This is a genomic window from Bradyrhizobium sp. LCT2 (genome assembly GCF_009931255.1).
In the GTDB taxonomy this organism is placed as follows: domain Bacteria; phylum Pseudomonadota; class Alphaproteobacteria; order Rhizobiales; family Xanthobacteraceae; genus Bradyrhizobium; species Bradyrhizobium diazoefficiens.
Genome location: NZ_CP034432.1, coordinates 8,000,028 through 8,015,597, shown reverse-complemented (window position 1 = coordinate 8,015,597; position 15,570 = coordinate 8,000,028). Strand labels below are relative to the sequence as shown.

Genomic DNA, 15,570 nt, shown 5'->3' with positions numbered 1-15,570 from the left:
GTCACGATCTACCGCCGTTGAATGTCTGCTTGAGGTCGTCGCCAAGGTAGTCCTCGACGTAGAATCGGATGATTGCGACACGGCCGATCGCGACCAGTGGCATGGCCAGCGCAATGCCCAGGACGCCGAACAGCGCGCCCAGAATGACGATGGCGACCAGCGTCCAGGCAGGCGGGATCTCGACCGCCTGACGCTGGATCAGCGGGCCGATCACATAGCCTTCGACTGACTGGATGATCGTGTAGATCAGGACGGCCCAGATCAGCAGCGAACTGCCGAGCGGCATTGCGACGAGCGCGATCGGAATCGCGGCCACGATGGGTCCTAGTGGTTCATCACAGTGATTTTGACGTTTTGATACCGAGCCATTCGAGGATCGGCAAGCTTTCCGGTGGCACGAGGATTTCGATGCTTCTGGGGACGCCGGGTTGACGTCGGATGAAGCCGTTTCGTTCGAGGGTGACGATCATCTGATGGACCGAAGGCGGGCTGACGCGGAAGTGGCGCTGGATGTCGGCTTCGGCGGGGGGACGTCCGAACATATGGGCGTAGGTATGGATGAAGGCCAGGTAATAACCCTGCTTCTCGGTGAAGCGCGCGCCTGATTTTTGACTCATCGTTGGATTCGTCCCGGCCTCCGACAAGGAGGCAAAGCATGAATGTACGTTATCGGGTCGAATTGAGCCAAGCCGAGCGCGACGAACTGACGGCGATGCTCGGCGGCGGCAAGCACGCCGCCCGCAAGCTTAAGCGGGCGCAGATTTTGCTGGCGGCCGATGGAGGCTGCCGCGACGAGGAGATTGCCCGGACCGTGAGTGTCAGCCTCTCCACCGTCGGCCGGACCAGGCGCCGCTTCGTGGAAGGCAATATGGAGCGGGCCCTGAGCGAGGAGCCGCGTCCGGGCGCTGAGCGCAAGCTGACCGGCAAGGAGGAAGCCCTGCTGGTGGCGACCGCATGCGCCAAGCCGCCCGCTGGCTGCAAACGCTGGACGCTGACGCTGCTGGCCGACACGATGGTCAAGCTCACCGATCACAACAGCCTGTCGGGCGAGACCGTGCGTCGCCGGCTGGCCGAGAACGACCTCAAGCCGTGGCGCAGGGACATGTGGTGCATTCCCCATGTCGACGGCGAATACGTTGCCCGCATGGAGGACGTGCTCGACCTCTACGCCGAGACGCAGAATCCCGCCCGGCCGCTGGTCTGCTTCGACGAGACCCCCATCCAGCTGATCGGCGAGGTGCGCCAGCCGGTCCCGGCCCAACCGGGACAGCGCGAGCGCTACGATTACGAGTATCGCCGCAACGGCACCGCCAATCTCTTCGTCACCTTCGATCCACATCGGGGCTGGCGCAACGTCAAGGTCACCGACCGCCGCGCCGCCGTGGACTACGCCCACTGCATGCGTGATCTCGTCGACGTCCATTATCCCGACGCCGCCTGCATCCGTGTCGTGCAGGACAATTTGTCGATCCACAAGCCTGGGGCGCTGTATGAGGCCTTCGCGCCCGCCGAGGCCCGGCGCATCCTGCGCCGCCTCGAATTCCACTTCACCCCGAAGCACGCCAGTTGGCTCAATATGGTCGAGTGCGAGATCAGCGTGCTACAGCGTCAGTGTCTCGGCCGCCGCATCGACGATCCCAAAAGGCTCCGAAACGAGATCGCAGCATGGCAAAAGAGGCGGAATAAAACCCGAGCCCGCATCAAATGGATGTTCACAACAGAAAAAGCCCGCACCAAACTCGGCCGCGCCTATCCAGCCACCGCCAAAGAGTCATAATCACTGTGATGAACCACTAGATAGGGAATGAAATTCGACAGGCCCGCCTGCAATCCGAGCACGAAGGGACCGGGCAGCCCGATGAGGTAGAGTGCGATCCAGACCCACAGCGTCATCAGGATGATGCGGATGAGCTGTCCGACCAGCCACAGCCGCATGACGGTGCCTATCTCGTCCATGACGGCTCTTGTCCGCGCGCGATAGGACTGCTTCACCAGCATGACCAGGCTTTCGCGATGGCTGTTCGGATCGAAGGCAAAGAGGATCCCGAGGAACAGGATCACCAGCGCGCCGGTCAGAAGAGTTGAGGCTCCGCCGAGCAGAAATTGTGCATGGCTGAGAAAACGGCCCTGATCCGAGAACAGCCATTGCGCAAAGTCGCGGCCCCATTCCGGGCCGAGGAGGTCAACGCCATATGACAGGAGATGCTCCTGCAGGACGTCGATCTGGCTGTCCATGACCTTCAGCAGGAGGCGCGTCTGCTCCGGCAGCTTGCCCGCACCCCAGACCATTCCAAACCCCGACAGAGCGGAGAACAGCAACAGGACCAGCGTCAGGCGCCAGGCGCGATTGAGCGGAAGGACCGGCGCCAGAGCCCTTGCGCACGCGTCCAGAAATGCGGCGAACAACACGCCTGCGAAGATGAGCAGGAGACTGGACACCGTCTGCCACGCCAGAAACAGGAAGACGCATGCGGCGAGCAGGGTCAGCCCGGTCGCGAGAATGCTGCGTCGCGCGTCCGGCAGATCGGCGGACGTGTCGCGCAGAACGACCTCGTGGAGCTTCTCCGGTCCTGTCCTGGACTCGCTCATGGATCGGTCCAATCGCTGGAGTGGGCTATCGTCGTTTGCGCCTAGGTCCGGACGCGCCGGCTGCCATAGTGCGGATGCTTTCCGCCGCGATGACGCCAGTAACGGTGCTTCGTCGGGTTCGTATTGGTGTTGGGCGCTGCGCTCTTCGGTGCCGGCGCGCCGGCATCTTTTTGGGCAGACACGCCGGTCTCGGTCGACTGGGCCAGCGACAGGGTTGGATATGCGGAGACCGCCACCAATCCGCCGAGGATCAAGGCGCTACAGATGGCCCGGGTGCTCATATCCGCCTCCATGTAACCAGGGACAAGGACTCAAATCGAGATGGCTCCGGTGGCCAGCGCGTAGACGCCGGCGCATGCGGCGATCGTGATCGCTGCAAAGAGGATGATTTCGAACGGCCGGAAGATCGCTTCCTTGCGCTCGCGTTTTGCGAGAAGGAACAGCAACGTGCCGGGCGCATAGAGGATCGACGACAGCAGGAGAAACTTGGGCCCGCCTGCGTAGATCATGCCGGCCGCGTAAACTGTCGCGATGGCCGAGCGGATCCAGTCGACAATCCGGGCGTGCTCGCCGGCGTGATAGGCCTCGCTGGTCCAGGCGAGCTTCAGGCCGTACGCCGCAACAAAGAAATATGGGATCAGCGTCATCGCGCTCGTCATCTTCAAGGCAAGCGTGAATGCGTATTCCGCAAACCAGGTGACGAGCAGAAAAATCTGGATGACGCAGTTGGTGAGCCAGAGCGCGCCGGCAGGGACCTTGTACACGTTCACCGTGGCGAGAAAGGAGGGCATGGTGCGGTGGATCGCGGCGGAATGCAGGATCTCGGCCGCCAACAGCGACCAGGACAGGTAGTTGCCGAGGACCGAGATCAGGAGTGCCACGCTGATGAACACACTGCCCCAGCGGCCGACGACCGCCTCCATCACGCCGGCCATGGATGGTGTCGGGAGATCCGCCAGCTCCGCTCGTGGCAGCACGCCGTACGACAGGAGCGTCACGAGGACGAGGAGGCACAGAACCGTCAGAAAGCCGGCAAGGGTTGCGAATCCGACATCGGTGCGGCTCCGGGCGTAACGGGAGTAGACACTCGCGCCTTCAATTCCGACGAACACGAACACCGTCAGCAGCATCGTGCCGCGAACCTGCGCGACCACCTTCGAAATGCCCGGCTGCTCCGTCCCCCAGAAATTCATGGAGAAGAGCGCGCCGTCGAAGGCGATGACGGCGACGACGATGAACAATAGTATCGGGATGATTTTGGCGTAGGTCGCGATCGTATTGAGCGCGGCTGCCCCCGTGATGCCGCGCAGCAGCAGAATGTGCACGCCCCAGAGCAGGACGGACGCAGAAGCGATCGCCACTGGCGTCGTGCCGTCGCCGAAGACCGGGAAAAACTGTCCGAGCGTCGCCTTGATCAGGACGAGGCAGGCGACGTCGGCAAGGCAGCAACCGATCCAGTATCCGACGGCCGAAGCAAAGCCGATATAGTCGCCAAATCCGGCCCTGGCATAGGCATAGATGCCGGCATCGAGGTCCGGCTTGCGCTGTGACAAGGTCTGAAACACGAAGGCGAGCATCAGCATGCCTGTGCCCGCGATGACCCAGGCGATCATCGCTCCGAGCGCGCCCGTGGTCCGCCCGAACGCTGCAGGCAATGCAAAGATACCGGAACCGACCATCGACCCGATCACGAGCGCGATGAGCGCATTCCGGGAGAGCCTTTGATCGGCCTGGCTCGATGGAGGCGCCATGGTGCAAGCTGGCCTTCCAATCGGAGATCGGGCAGGCGCGACAAACCTTTGCGACGGTGGAGCGCCGGCCACCCCTTGGCGAAGACCTTAGGAGCAGCCCTTCTGCTCGAACATCCGTGATTCTATGTAGAGAGCAGTGGCAGGAAACCAGTAGGCCGAACCTGGTCCGGCCAGCCTCGTCTTTCCTCAGTTGCGACCGGACGAAAGTCCGGGAGCAGTATCGGCCACAAACACGAAGCTCGACCGGACGAATTCCCCGGCCTTGGCCAGTTCTTCTGCAATGCGACGGGCATGCAGCATCGCCGCGTGCTGGTCAACGTGCTCGCATCCGCTCTCGTCCGGCGAGAGGCCGTATTTGTCGACGATGTGAAAGAAGTACCGCATGTCGGCCGATTAGGCCGGAAAGCGTGCCGCTTCCAGTGACAAATGCGTAAGGGGCGTGCTCGGAAGGACGAACGCAAGCGGCAGCACCATCTTACGATTCCGTAAGGCGGAAATCGCCACAACTGAAGGGCCGGCGTGCCACATTTGCAGGCCGAGTAGGGTGATCGTGCCCCCGGGATATCAGGTGATTGTCCGATATCCCGTGCGAGGGCAGAGGAATAGGGTCGCTGCCTCCCAACGGCTCCGCGAGGAGGCAAGCGATGTCAAACTACGATCAGAACCTGGCGACCTCTGACGCAATCGCGGTGGACGCTGGATTGCGCGGCTACATGCTGCGCATCTACAACTACATGGCCGCCGGCGTCGGCGTGACCGCCGTTGTGGCCTGGCTGACCTATCAGCTCACCGGTCCCGCATTGCTGCAGAGTCCGTTGATGTGGGTCTTCATACTGGCGCCGCTCGCGCTGGTCTTTTTCATCAGCGCGCGCATCAATACGCTGTCGGCGGCGACGGCGCGGCTTCTGTTCTTCATCTATGCCGCGCTGGTCGGGGTCTCACTCTCGATACTGCTGCATATCTACACCAGCGCCTCGATCACGCGCGTGTTTTTCATCGCGGCCGCGATGTTCGGAGCGCTCAGCGTATTCGGCTACACCACAAGGCGTGACCTGTCCGGTCTCGGCACTTTCCTGTTCATGGGCCTGATCGGGGTCATCATTGCCAGCCTGGTGAACCTCTTCCTGCAATCAAGCGGGCTCGACTGGTTGATCTCGGTCGTGGGTGTCGGCGTCTTTGCGGGGCTCACGGCCTACGACACCCAGCGGATCAAGGCGATGTACGACAGCGGGGACGATGAAACGTCGGCTGGCCGCAAGTCGGTGATTTCAGCGCTGTCGCTCTATCTCAACTTCATCAACCTGTTCATGATGCTGCTGCGTCTGGCCGGCAGCCGGCGCTGAGCGGCCAAAGGGCTGTCAGGCCGCCGGTCGCTCCGCGGCGCTTGCTAGCGCGTCGCGCAGGGCCTGTTCCCTGGTATCATCCAAAGACGTCTTCAGCACGGTCCCTCCGGCGTCCTTGATCTCCTTCAGTACCTTGTCGGCGGTCATACTCTTGATCAGGACGAACAGGGCGGCGTTGCCGGTGTGGAGCGACGCTGACAATTCCTTCATGAAGGAGTCGTCGATGCCGAAATCGGATAACGCGCCGCCGAGCGCGCCGGAGGCCGCGCCGACGGCGACACCGAGGATCGGATTGAGGAAAATCATGCCAATCAGAAGCCCCCAGAAACCACCGGTTACCGCTCCCATCGACGTCGTGTTGACGAGTTGATTGAGCTTGATGCCCCCGGAATCGGTCTTCACGGCGATCACGGCATCGCTGATCGTGATCAGATATTCCTTCTGCAGGTTGAGCAGCCGTTGACGAACTTCCTCAGCCTTCGCTTCGGATGGATATACGATCGCCACTAAATCGGACATGAAGACCTCCTGCTGGATCGCAACTCCCGGCCAAGCCTGGTACGCCAGCGCCGCTGGCGGGATGCGTTGTCAGAGATTAGCCGTCGGTTCACCGGCGCGGGATCGGAGAAAACCCTGAGGCGTCGGGATGAATGTTCCTGATCATGGCGATGGGGAACACTTGGGCCTGACCTGTTCTTGGGCCTCACCTGTTCCCGGCCGATGCATGAGCCGGCGCCTCACGCGGCCACAAGCATCAACACGCCGAACAGCAGGGCCAGCATGAGAAGGCAGATGCTTGCCGCCGGCCACTCGCAGAGGACACCGTTGCCCCTTTCAACATAGCCACCGAACGCGCAGCAGCCGCGCCGGAATGAATCGAACACGCCGATGGCGAGCCTCCAACGCACCGAAGACGCAAGCGGGTGCGGCCAGGGGCGGAGCAGGATTGCCAGCACGACGCCTCCCAGGAGAGGCAAGAGGAATTTGGAGAGAGTTTCGAGATCTAAGAGACCTGACGGCGAGATGCGCTGGACAGGCAGAAACAGTTCCCAGGGCACGAGGCCAAGCAATAACGAGCAGAGCGCCAGCACGAGCACCGCCACGTCCGGAAGGCGCGGTGCCGGGTCGGTCAATACAACAGACTTGTCCGGAGGGACCAGCGCATGAGCCAGAACCAGCACGACATAGGAGGCAGTGAACGCCCCGCTTGCCTGGAGCACGACCGCCCACCACCATTGCTCCCTCTCGGTCGCGGCCTGAAGCAACAGGTCTTTCGCCAGGGACGCGCTACTCGGCTGCACGCCCATCAGCGCGATGCCGGCGATGGCAAACGCCAGGACGCTCAAGGGCAGGACGCGCGCGATACCGCCGAGCCCCGCGATGCGATCGTGGCCCAGCCCGGCGTAGATCGATCCGGCGGCCATGAACATCGCCGCCTTTGCGGTGGCGTGAGAGGCAGCCTGCAGCAGGCCGCCCGCCAGGGCCTCGCCACTCTCCAGATGACCCGAGGCATTGAACGCGAGCGGAAACATCAGGAAGAGATACCCGATCTGGGCCAGCGTCGAATACGCGATCAGGAGCTTCAGTCGCTCCTGGCGCAAGGCGAGGACGCTTCCGAGCACGATTGCCGCAGCTCCCAGCGCGGCGAGCAGTTGTGCGGCGGCGAAACCAGGCAGCCCGGGCATCACCTGGAACCAGAGCCGCACGATGATGAAGAAAGATCCCTTCACGACGAGGCCAGACAGGATCGCACTAGCGGCAGCCGGCGCGCCTGCGTGGGCAGGCGGCAGCCAGAGATGCAACGGAAAGAGTGCGGTCTTGGCCAGAAGACCTGATGTCATCAATGCCGCCGCGACGAGCGAGGCAGGCTGTGCTCCAATCCGGTGCGACAACAGCACGATATCCAGGGTGGCATGAAGACCATAGAGGAGCGCCGTGCCCAGCAAATAGAGCACGGAGCCGAGCAATGCGAAGAGCAGATAGCGTATCGCCGCGCGCAGGGTCTCCGGACGGCCATCCAGCGAGACCAGCGGCACCGCGGCGAATGTCAGCAATTCCAGGGCAACATAAAGCGTGAAGAGGTCTCCACCGACAAAGATTGTGTTCAGCGCGGCCCAGACCGCCAGCAGCAGGATCCAGAACACGAATGGCGCGCGCGCCTCCGTCGTTGTCACGGAGAATTCAGTACCGGCATAGACGGCGACTGCGGAGATCACGACTGCGGTCGCCGCAAGCATCACGGCCGACAATCCGTCCGCGCGCAGCGCCACCCCCAGCGGCGGCGGCCAGGCGCCGAGCAGGTAAACGAGAGGGCCCATGCGCTGCGCAACTGCTGCCAGAATCGCCACGACGATCACCAGCCCCAGCGGGATCGTCGCGAATGCGACCAGCCTGATGTGTCGCTCGCCCAGAACGAAGGCTAGCAGAACACCCGCGATGGGTATGGCAATCGACAGCACCAGCAGGAAGCCGCTTGGGGTTGTTGTCGCGTCCAGCGCTGGGGCAGGGGGCAGCATCAGCCACCGGCCTGATCTGGGTCATCGCGCGGCGAGGCGCGACTGCGCGGCGCCATGGAGGCACTCGTCTGGAACAGCCGCAGCAGCAGTGCAATCGCCAAAGCCGTTGCGGAAAACGCGACGACGATGCCGGTGATCACCAGGGCTTGCGGCACCGGATCATTGCCGATCCCCGCCGCCGCACCGCGCCGTCCAACGACGCCGAACAGGAGGAATACGCCGCTGCCGAGCAGATTGAAGGCGATGATCTTGCGGAGGGGCTGGGGCTTCGTGATCAGGCCGTAGAGCCCAAGTCCGACCGTGGCAGCAGCGCACAATCCGAACACCGTCACGCCGCTCACGGCTCCATGCCCCGTTCCGGTACGCCGGCGAGCAGCAGTCCGAGCGTCGCTGCGATCGTCAGGGTCATTGCGACCTCGATGCCAAGTATCAGCGGCTTGGCCAGCGCTGGCGGATAGGATAGGAACGCGGCGCCAAACAGAAGGCCGGCAAGGCCGACGAGCAGGAACAGGCCGGGCCCGGCAACGAGGATGAACCGTACCGATCGATCGCTCACGAGCGGTGTGTCCGCCAATCCGGCCATGACGGCCAGCAGCCACATCGACGCGAGAATCGCGCCGCCCTGAAAAGCTCCGCCGGGATGGTCGGAACCGGTCCAGAGGATATAGATCCCGATGACGATGCCAACCGGCGGCAGCAGCCGCGCAAGAAAGGCGAGAACGCCACGTGGATCGGCTTGGTGGCGCGGCCCGGGACGGCCGCCCCACGCACTGTCAGGCGCAAGCGACCAAACGCCGACGATGGCCAGCAACAGCACGATCTTCTCGAGCATCGTATCCATGGCGCGGAACGCCATGAGCACGTTGGTGACGGGGTTGGACAGACCCGTTGCCCAGGCATTTGCAACAGCAGCCGGAGCAAGCGTCGGAGCGGAATCGGGCAGCCACAGGACCGCGCCGGCCAGCGCCGCAGCCGTCAGCACGGACAGCGCTGCGGCGCCCGCTCGCAGCAGTTTGCCTGGCGCTTCGTCCGCCATCATGTCGGCATCCCGCAATCGCGCCGCCGCGCTCAGCAGCAAGACGCCACCGAGGCCGCCGCCGATTGCGGCCTCGGTCAGCGCAACGTCGGCAGCGTCGAGGCGTACCCAGATCAGTGCCACCAGCAGTCCATAGGCAACGAACCCGACCGTGGCCGAAAACGTCTCGGGCACGACGATCGTCCAGACGCCGAGGGTCAGCACGACCGCGGCAAGGACAATTTCAAAGACCGTCGCAATGCTCATCGGTTCAACTGGCCTTGGCGCGCCGCGCGCGCAATCAGTTGCGAGACGGTGGCGCCCGCGAGCAGGCCGAGCAGCCAGATACCAACCAGCTTCGACCCGTCGCGAAGACCCGCTGCTTGCGGGAGCAGTCCGAGCACGACCAGGCCGAGGCCGAGGTTGTCCGCCTTGGTGAGCGCGTGCAGACGCGTCAGGGTATCGGGAAAGCGAAGCAGGCCGACCGTGCCGGCCAGAAAAAAGAACGCGCCGGCCGACACTGCTGCAATCGTCATCACGTCGCGTGCGAGGCTCATTCGTCCTCCGTTGATGCGGTCCCATCGGCCTCGAAGCGGGAAAGCCCCTTCTTGACGAACGCGATGGAGGCGAAGGTGGCGAGCAGCGCCAGGGTCAAAGCCACGTCGATCGCTGCGGGTATGCTCGCAACGGTGCCGAGCAGCAGCAGCGCCGCAATGCCTCCGGTCCCGATCAGTTGCGTCGCCATGACCCGGTCGGCGTCGCCGGGGCCCCGCAGGATCGACAACAGTCCAAGCGCCAGCATTGCCAGAATGAAACCGACCACGACCGTCAGGAACTCAGTCATTGTAAAGCGCTCGAACCAAGGCCGCCTCCTCCTGATCAAGTTCGGCGATCACGGGCTGATCGACGTCGAGGCAGTGATAGAGGAGTTGCGCCTCCTCCTCTCCTGCCGGCACGGTGCCTGGCAACAGGCTGGTGAGCGTTGCGAACACGTTGCGACGCAGGCCACGCGGAAGACGGGTTGGATACGCGACAAATCCCGGGCGCAGCGGCAGGCCGGGATCGAGTGCGCGCCTTGCGACGTCCACTCCGGCCACAATGGACTGGTACAGGAACAGAAGCGCCAGTCGGAGGATGGCGCGAGGTGAGCGCCGCGACGTGCCAGGCTCCAGCAAACGCAAGCTCGTCCAGGTTGCCGTCGCGACGGCGATTGTTGCGGCAGGAATGTCATCGACAGAGGTGCCGGCAAGCACGAGCCAAAGGCAGAGGAACCATGCCGCTCGGGACGCCGCGCTTCGCCAGGACGCCCCGACGCCCGTACGCGCGTCTCGTTTTCCTGAGGGTCCGCTCACGTCGGAGTCCTCGGCTGGCGGCGGGTCAGCTCGCGCCGTTCTGCGATGTTTCGAAAACCAGGCCTTGTGCATTGAAGGACGGGATTCCGGCGGCGGCGCTGTCGGCGGCCGCAGCCGAGAACCCGTCGATGTGTCGAAACGGGGGTTGGCGTAGCGATACAACAGCATCCACACCGGTTCGAATGGCGTCCACGAGCGGATCGTTCGACGCCATCGCCCTGGATGGGCTCTCGCTGCCCTGCCACGCAACTAGCGTGACGCCTGCCGAGGGAAGCAGGTGCCGCCTCTTCCGCTCCGGGACGCCTGGCACTGATCCTGGGTGGAGTACTTGCAGTTCACCATCCCTTTGAACTTGGAGCACCATTGGTTCTGCTGGGTCTGTGCCGATGCAGTCTGTGGCGCGATGGTCAGCATTGCCGAGATCGCCGCTGCAACTAGGATCAACTTTCGCATCTTGAACCCTCCTGATTCATCAAGCCGACGCGCTCGATCGCTTCATCTGGGTGTGCAACCGTGCGCTCTTGATGAGACCGGCGATATTGGGTGATTGCCTGATCAGGCGTCAGGAATTCCCTAGAGCGCTCTCCGACGGATTGTCACGCCTCGTCGGGTTTCTGCCTGCGTTTGCGTTGCGCCGTAACCGCGATTGCATCCGGCCGCACCGAGTAGATTTGCCGATGTGTGCGGCCGATCCCCTGGGCAAGAATACCGAGGGGCGATATCGCGAAATCGCAACCTCGGGAAAGGCGGACCTGCCCGGCAACGTTTCAGGAGCTTGGCTATGCGCGGTCGCCGAACGACATCTCGGCAAGCCATTGCATTGACGCTGATGGCGGCTGCATCCGCGTCGGTCCTGGCTGCGTGTGACCGTCAAGTGGAAACCAAGGAATCGTCTCCGCGTCCGGTCCGGACCACGACGATCGAGAAGCGTGAGAGCCTGGTGCCGCTGACCTTCACGGGGCGCATCGAGGCGGAGGACGAAGTCAGCGTCGCTTTCCGGATCTCCGGACGTCTGCTTGCGAACGACACCAGGCTCGGTGACAGGGTCGAGGCCGGGCAGTTGCTGGCCCAACTCGAGCCTCAGAACGAGCTGAGCACATTGCGACAGGCGAAGGCCGCTCTTTCCGCCGCACAGGGCCAGTTGACGCAGGCACGCAACCATTACGAACGCCAGGAGACTCTGTTGGCACAAGGGTGGACCACGCGTGCCAATTTCGAGGCGGCGACGCAAGCACGACAGACCGCCCAGTCGCAGGTCGAGGCGGCGGAGGCGCAATTGAGCTCTGCGCACGATCTCGTCAGTTTCACCGAACTGCGAGCCGACGCGCCGGGCAAGATCACCGCGACGGGGCCGTCGGCCGGCGAGGTCGTTCAGGCCGGACAAATGATCGCGCGGATCGCCAGGCAGGACGGCCGCGACGCGATCTTCGATGTTCCCGCTCAGATGGTCAGATCAGCCCCAGCCGACGTGCAGGTCACCGTCAGCCTGACGGATGATCCGAAGATTACGGCGCGAGGCCGCATTCGTCAGATCGCGGCTCAAGCCGATCCGGTCACCCGCACCTTCGAGGTTAAGGTCGGCCTGACGGATCCACCGGCGGCGATGCGGCTCGGCGCGACTGTCAATGGCCGCGTCGAAACCAGTTCCGGTCCGGTGATCGACATACCGGCAACCGCGTTGACGCGGATAAATCGACAGCCGGCGGTGTGGATTGTCGATCCGTCGACGAACCTCGTCTCGGCGCGCAATGTTGATATCCTGCGTTTCGACCAGGCACAGGTCATCGTCTCGCAGGGGTTGGACGCCGGAGAGATCATCGTCACCGCGGGCGTGCAGGCGCTTCATCCGGGCCAGAAGGTGCGGGTGCTCGGGGCAGAGCCATGACCGGGCTCAATCTCTCCGACTGGGCCCTCAGGCATCGTTCGCTTGTCGTCTATGTCATGATCGTTGCCGTGATCGCCGGGGGCCTGGCGTATTTCCGGCTTGGTCGAAACGAGGATCCCTCCTTCACCATCAAGACCATGGTCGTTCAGGCGGCCTGGCCGGGGGCAACGGCCGAAGAGACGATGAAGCAGGTGACTGAGCGGCTCGAGCGCCAATTGCAGGAGACGCCCCATCTGGACTTCCTGCGCAGCTTCACCCGGGCGGGTCTCGTCACCATTTTCGTCAACCTGGAAGGAAGTGCGAACGCGAGGCAGGTTTCCGACACCTGGTATGAGGTGAGAAAGAGCATCGGCGACATGCGGCACACCTTGCCTGCCGGAGTTGTCGGTCCGGGCTTCAATGACGACTTCGGTGACACGTTCGGCATCGTCTACGGCTTCACCAGCGACGGCTTCACGCAACGGGAGTTGCGGGATCACGTCGAGCGCATCCGTTCTCGATTGCTTCAGGTCCCGGACGTGTCAAAGATCGAACTCCTGGGTGCGCAGGACGAAGTGATCTTCGTCGAATTCTCCAAGCAGGAGCTCGCGACCTTGGGCGTCGATCGGGCGGCTCTGCTCGCCGCGCTGCAATCGCAGAATATCGTCCGCCCGGCGGGCGTGATCCAGACCGGCAAGGAAAGCATCTCCGTGCGGGTGTCGGGCGGTTTTCAGTCGGAGCAGGACATCGCCAGCGTCAATTTCGTCGCAGGAGGGCGCACGATTCGGCTGAGCGACATCGCGCAGGTGCGGCGCGGCTACGTGGATCCGCCGCAACCGATGTTCCGGGTCAACGGCCAGCCCGCAATCGGGCTTGCCATCGCAATGCGCGACGGCGGCGACATTCTTGCGCTCGGCCGAAACGTCAAGAAGGTGATGGCGGAGATCACCGCCGATCTCCCGATTGGAATCGAGCCGATCCTCGTTGCCGACCAGGCCGTCGTGGTGGGAGGCGCGATCGGCGAATTCATGACCTCGCTCCTTCAGGCTATCGCCATCATCCTGGTGGTGAGCTTCATCAGCCTCGGAATCCGTCCCGGCCTCATCATCGCGCTTGCCATTCCGTTGACGCTGGCCATCGTGTTTCCGATCATGGAGATCGCTCGCGTCGACATGCAGCGAATATCGCTGGGAGCGCTGATCATCGCGCTCGCACTGCTGGTCGACGACGCGATGACGACCACCGACGCAACGCTCAATCGGCTGGCGCAAGGCGACAGCAAGGTCGACGCTGCGACGTTTGCCTACCGCAGTCATGCCTTTGCCATGCTCGCCGGAACGCTGGTGACGATCGCGGGCTTCATCCCGGTCGGGTTTGCCGCGAGCTCGGCCGGCGAATATACGTTCTCGCTGTTTGCGGTGGTTGCGATCGCGCTCCTGGTGTCGTGGCTCGTTGCCGTGGTCTTCACGCCCTTGCTGGGTGTCGTCATTCTCGTCCCGCCGGTGCAGAAGGGGGCTGCCGAGCCTGGCGCGATGTTCCGTTTCTATCGGAATTTTCTGACGCTGGCGATGCGCGCCAAGTGGCCGACGATTGCGATCTCGCTGGCGCTCTTTGCCGCGTCCGTTCTCGCGCTTCCGTTGATCCCGCAGCAGTTCTTTCCGTCGTCCGATCGGCCCGAATTGCTTGTGGACCTCACCCTGCCGCAGAATGCATCGATCCATGCGAGCGAGACGGCAGCCAAGCGCCTGGATGCAGCATTGGCCGCCGATCCGGACGTCCGTCATTGGAGCACCAATGTGGGGCGCGGCGCGATCCGCTTCTATCTTCCACTGAGCGTGGAGCTTCCGAACGATTCCTTCACGCAGGCGGTTGTGGTGGCAAAGGACGTCGCAGCGCGCGAGCGCCTGCAGGCGAGGCTGGAGCGTCTTCTCGCGGAGGAGTTTCCGGCGGCCGTCGCGTCGGTTGCGCCTCTCGGCCTCGGCCCCCCTGTCGGATGGCCGCTGCAATATCGCGTTGGCGGACCCGATGTGGAGCAGGTACGTGAGATTGCGCTCAAGGTCGGGCAGATCGTTGCCTCCGATCCCAGGACAAAGAGCATCAACTTTGACTGGATGGAGCCGGAGCGCCAGCTGCGGATTTACGTCGATCAGGATGAAGCGCGCCGTCTCGGCCTGAGCTCGCAGGCGATATCGAGCGTATTGAACACCGTGATATCTGGCGCAGTCGTCACCCAGGTCCGCGACGACATCTATCTGGTCAACGTGGTGGCCCGGGCTATCGACGAACAGCGCATTTCGCTGTCCAACCTGCGCACGCTCCAGGTGCCGCTGCCTGGAGGAAATACGGTGTCGCTCAGCCAGTTTGCGACATTCGGATATCATCAGGAGCATCCCCTGATCTGGCGGCGCGACCGTATTCCGACCCTGACGGTGCGTGCCGACATCGGCGGTGGAACGCTGCCAGATACGGTGGTGGATGCCCTATCGCCCGCGATCGAAAAGCTGAGGAAGACGCTTCCTGCATCCTACGGCGTGGCCGTCGGCGGGACCGTGGAAGAGAGCCGGAAATCGCAGGCCTCCGTGCTCGCTGTGGTGCCCATGATGCTGTTCGTGATGTTCACCGTTCTGATGGTCCAGTTGCAGAGCTTCCCGCGGCTGGTCATGGTCGTTAGCGTGGCCCCGCTCGGGATGATCGGCGTTGTGGCCGCGCTGTTGCTGTCCGGCAGGCCGATGGGCTTTGTCACCATTCTCGGCGTTCTCGCCCTGCTCGGCATGATCAGCAAGAACGCGGTGATTCTGATCAGCCAGATCGATGCGGAGCGCGCGCAGGGCAAGAGCCCATGGGACGCGGCGGTGGATGCCAGCAGCTCCCGTTTCCGTCCCATCATGCTGACGGCGGTGTCGACCGTTCTCGGCATGATCCCGATTGCTCCAACCGTATTCTGGGGCCCGATGGCCGTCGCAATCATGGGCGGCCTGCTGGTCGCGACCGTGCTGACGCTTGTCTTGCTGCCGACATTGTATGTGACCTGGTTCGGGGAGAAGGGACCAGCCATGGCCTCCGCTCCACCGTCGTCTTGAGCGGCTGTTTCCGGCGAGGGAAATCCCGACGCTCGACTAGGTAATCACCCGATATTCCAG

19 protein-coding genes are annotated in these 15,570 nt (G+C 63.4%); 4 read left to right on the top strand and 15 right to left on the bottom strand.

The genetic code is table 11. The features are described from left to right. Nucleotide 1: 1 nt before the first annotated feature. Both EI171_RS37850 and EI171_RS37845 read right to left on the bottom strand, forming a co-directional pair. On the bottom strand, nt 2–316 hold the full coding sequence (locus EI171_RS37850; protein WP_246740349.1) for an AI-2E family transporter: 315 nt from the start codon (nt 314–316) through the stop codon (nt 2–4). Between the two features lie 19 nt (nt 317–335). Further along, on the bottom strand, nt 336–617 hold the full coding sequence (locus EI171_RS37845) for a LexA family transcriptional regulator (protein WP_126262178.1): 282 nt from the start codon (nt 615–617) through the stop codon (nt 336–338). 38 nt (nt 618–655) lie between these two features. Between EI171_RS37845 and EI171_RS37840 the strand changes: the two genes are divergently transcribed. Next, on the top strand, nt 656–1,777 hold the full coding sequence (locus EI171_RS37840; protein ID WP_161532241.1) for an IS630 family transposase: 1,122 nt from the start codon (nt 656–658) through the stop codon (nt 1,775–1,777). On the opposite strand, the gene EI171_RS37835 is transcribed toward EI171_RS37840, so the two are convergent. The 4 genes from EI171_RS37835 to EI171_RS37820 form a co-directional block, all read right to left on the bottom strand. Next, on the bottom strand, nt 1,750–2,589 hold the full coding sequence (locus EI171_RS37835) for an AI-2E family transporter (RefSeq protein ID WP_246740348.1): 840 nt from the start codon (nt 2,587–2,589) through the stop codon (nt 1,750–1,752). The genes EI171_RS37840 and EI171_RS37835 overlap by 28 nt on opposite strands. Before the next feature lie 41 nt (nt 2,590–2,630). Beyond that, nucleotides 2,631–2,870, bottom strand: coding sequence for a hypothetical protein (locus EI171_RS37830; protein ID WP_161536304.1), 240 nt, complete (start codon nt 2,868–2,870; stop codon nt 2,631–2,633). Between the two features lie 30 nt (nt 2,871–2,900). Continuing rightward, entirely contained in the window at nt 2,901–4,340 is a 1,440-nt protein-coding gene (locus tag EI171_RS37825; RefSeq protein WP_161536303.1) for a basic amino acid/polyamine antiporter, read from the bottom strand. A gap of 186 nt (nt 4,341–4,526) precedes the next feature. Continuing rightward, entirely contained in the window at nt 4,527–4,724 is a 198-nt protein-coding gene (locus EI171_RS37820) for a hypothetical protein (RefSeq protein ID WP_161536302.1), read from the bottom strand. A 260-nt stretch (nt 4,725–4,984) separates the two neighbouring features. On the opposite strand from EI171_RS37820, the gene EI171_RS37815 reads away from it, so the two are divergent. Next, complete coding sequence (locus EI171_RS37815) at nt 4,985–5,683, top strand: Bax inhibitor-1/YccA family protein (protein ID WP_161536301.1); 699 nt, start codon at nt 4,985–4,987, stop codon at nt 5,681–5,683. A gap of 15 nt (nt 5,684–5,698) precedes the next feature. Here EI171_RS37815 and EI171_RS37810 read toward each other — a convergent pair whose 3' ends face one another. The 9 genes from EI171_RS37810 to EI171_RS37775 form a co-directional block, all read right to left on the bottom strand. Beyond that, nucleotides 5,699–6,202, bottom strand: coding sequence for a DUF1269 domain-containing protein (locus tag EI171_RS37810; RefSeq protein ID WP_011090056.1), 504 nt, complete (start codon nt 6,200–6,202; stop codon nt 5,699–5,701). Between the two features lie 218 nt (nt 6,203–6,420). Beyond that, entirely contained in the window at nt 6,421–8,199 is a 1,779-nt protein-coding gene (locus EI171_RS37805) for a complex I subunit 5 family protein (protein WP_161536300.1), read from the bottom strand. Then, nucleotides 8,199–8,540, bottom strand: a complete 342-nt coding sequence (locus EI171_RS37800) for an NADH-quinone oxidoreductase subunit K (RefSeq protein WP_011090054.1) — start codon at nt 8,538–8,540, stop codon at nt 8,199–8,201. The genes EI171_RS37805 and EI171_RS37800 overlap by 1 nt, the downstream gene beginning before the upstream one ends. After that, on the bottom strand, nt 8,537–9,481 hold the full coding sequence (locus tag EI171_RS37795) for an MnhB domain-containing protein (protein ID WP_011090053.1): 945 nt from the start codon (nt 9,479–9,481) through the stop codon (nt 8,537–8,539). The genes EI171_RS37800 and EI171_RS37795 overlap by 4 nt, the downstream gene beginning before the upstream one ends. Continuing rightward, the gene (locus tag EI171_RS37790; protein ID WP_161536299.1) at nt 9,478–9,771 is read right to left on the bottom strand and encodes a monovalent cation/H(+) antiporter subunit G; all 294 of its coding nucleotides are present in this window, start codon (nt 9,769–9,771) and stop codon (nt 9,478–9,480) included. Before EI171_RS37790 ends, EI171_RS37795 begins: the two co-directional genes overlap by 4 nt. Further along, the gene (locus EI171_RS37785) at nt 9,768–10,058 is read right to left on the bottom strand and encodes a monovalent cation/H+ antiporter complex subunit F (protein ID WP_161536298.1); all 291 of its coding nucleotides are present in this window, start codon (nt 10,056–10,058) and stop codon (nt 9,768–9,770) included. The genes EI171_RS37790 and EI171_RS37785 overlap by 4 nt, the downstream gene beginning before the upstream one ends. Next, nucleotides 10,051–10,566 carry a Na+/H+ antiporter subunit E gene (locus EI171_RS37780; RefSeq protein ID WP_011090050.1) on the bottom strand — a complete coding sequence of 172 codons (516 nt, stop codon included), beginning with the start codon at nt 10,564–10,566 and terminating at the stop codon, nt 10,051–10,053. Before EI171_RS37780 ends, EI171_RS37785 begins: the two co-directional genes overlap by 8 nt. Nucleotides 10,567–10,591: 25 nt before the next feature. Then, entirely contained in the window at nt 10,592–10,780 is a 189-nt protein-coding gene (locus EI171_RS45090) for a hypothetical protein (protein WP_131234198.1), read from the bottom strand. Nucleotides 10,781–10,815: 35 nt separating this feature from the next. Next, nucleotides 10,816–11,019 carry a DUF3551 domain-containing protein gene (locus tag EI171_RS37775; protein ID WP_028172887.1) on the bottom strand — a complete coding sequence of 68 codons (204 nt, stop codon included), beginning with the start codon at nt 11,017–11,019 and terminating at the stop codon, nt 10,816–10,818. A 376-nt stretch (nt 11,020–11,395) separates the two neighbouring features. On the opposite strand from EI171_RS37775, the gene EI171_RS37770 reads away from it, so the two are divergent. Both EI171_RS37770 and EI171_RS37765 read left to right on the top strand, forming a co-directional pair. Continuing rightward, nucleotides 11,396–12,451 (top strand): efflux RND transporter periplasmic adaptor subunit, encoded by a 1,056-nt coding sequence (locus EI171_RS37770; protein WP_161537149.1) that lies wholly within the window; start codon nt 11,396–11,398, stop codon nt 12,449–12,451. Continuing rightward, complete coding sequence (locus EI171_RS37765; protein ID WP_161536297.1) at nt 12,448–15,510, top strand: efflux RND transporter permease subunit; 3,063 nt, start codon at nt 12,448–12,450, stop codon at nt 15,508–15,510. Before EI171_RS37770 ends, EI171_RS37765 begins: the two co-directional genes overlap by 4 nt. Nucleotides 15,511–15,570: the final 60 nt, after the last annotated feature.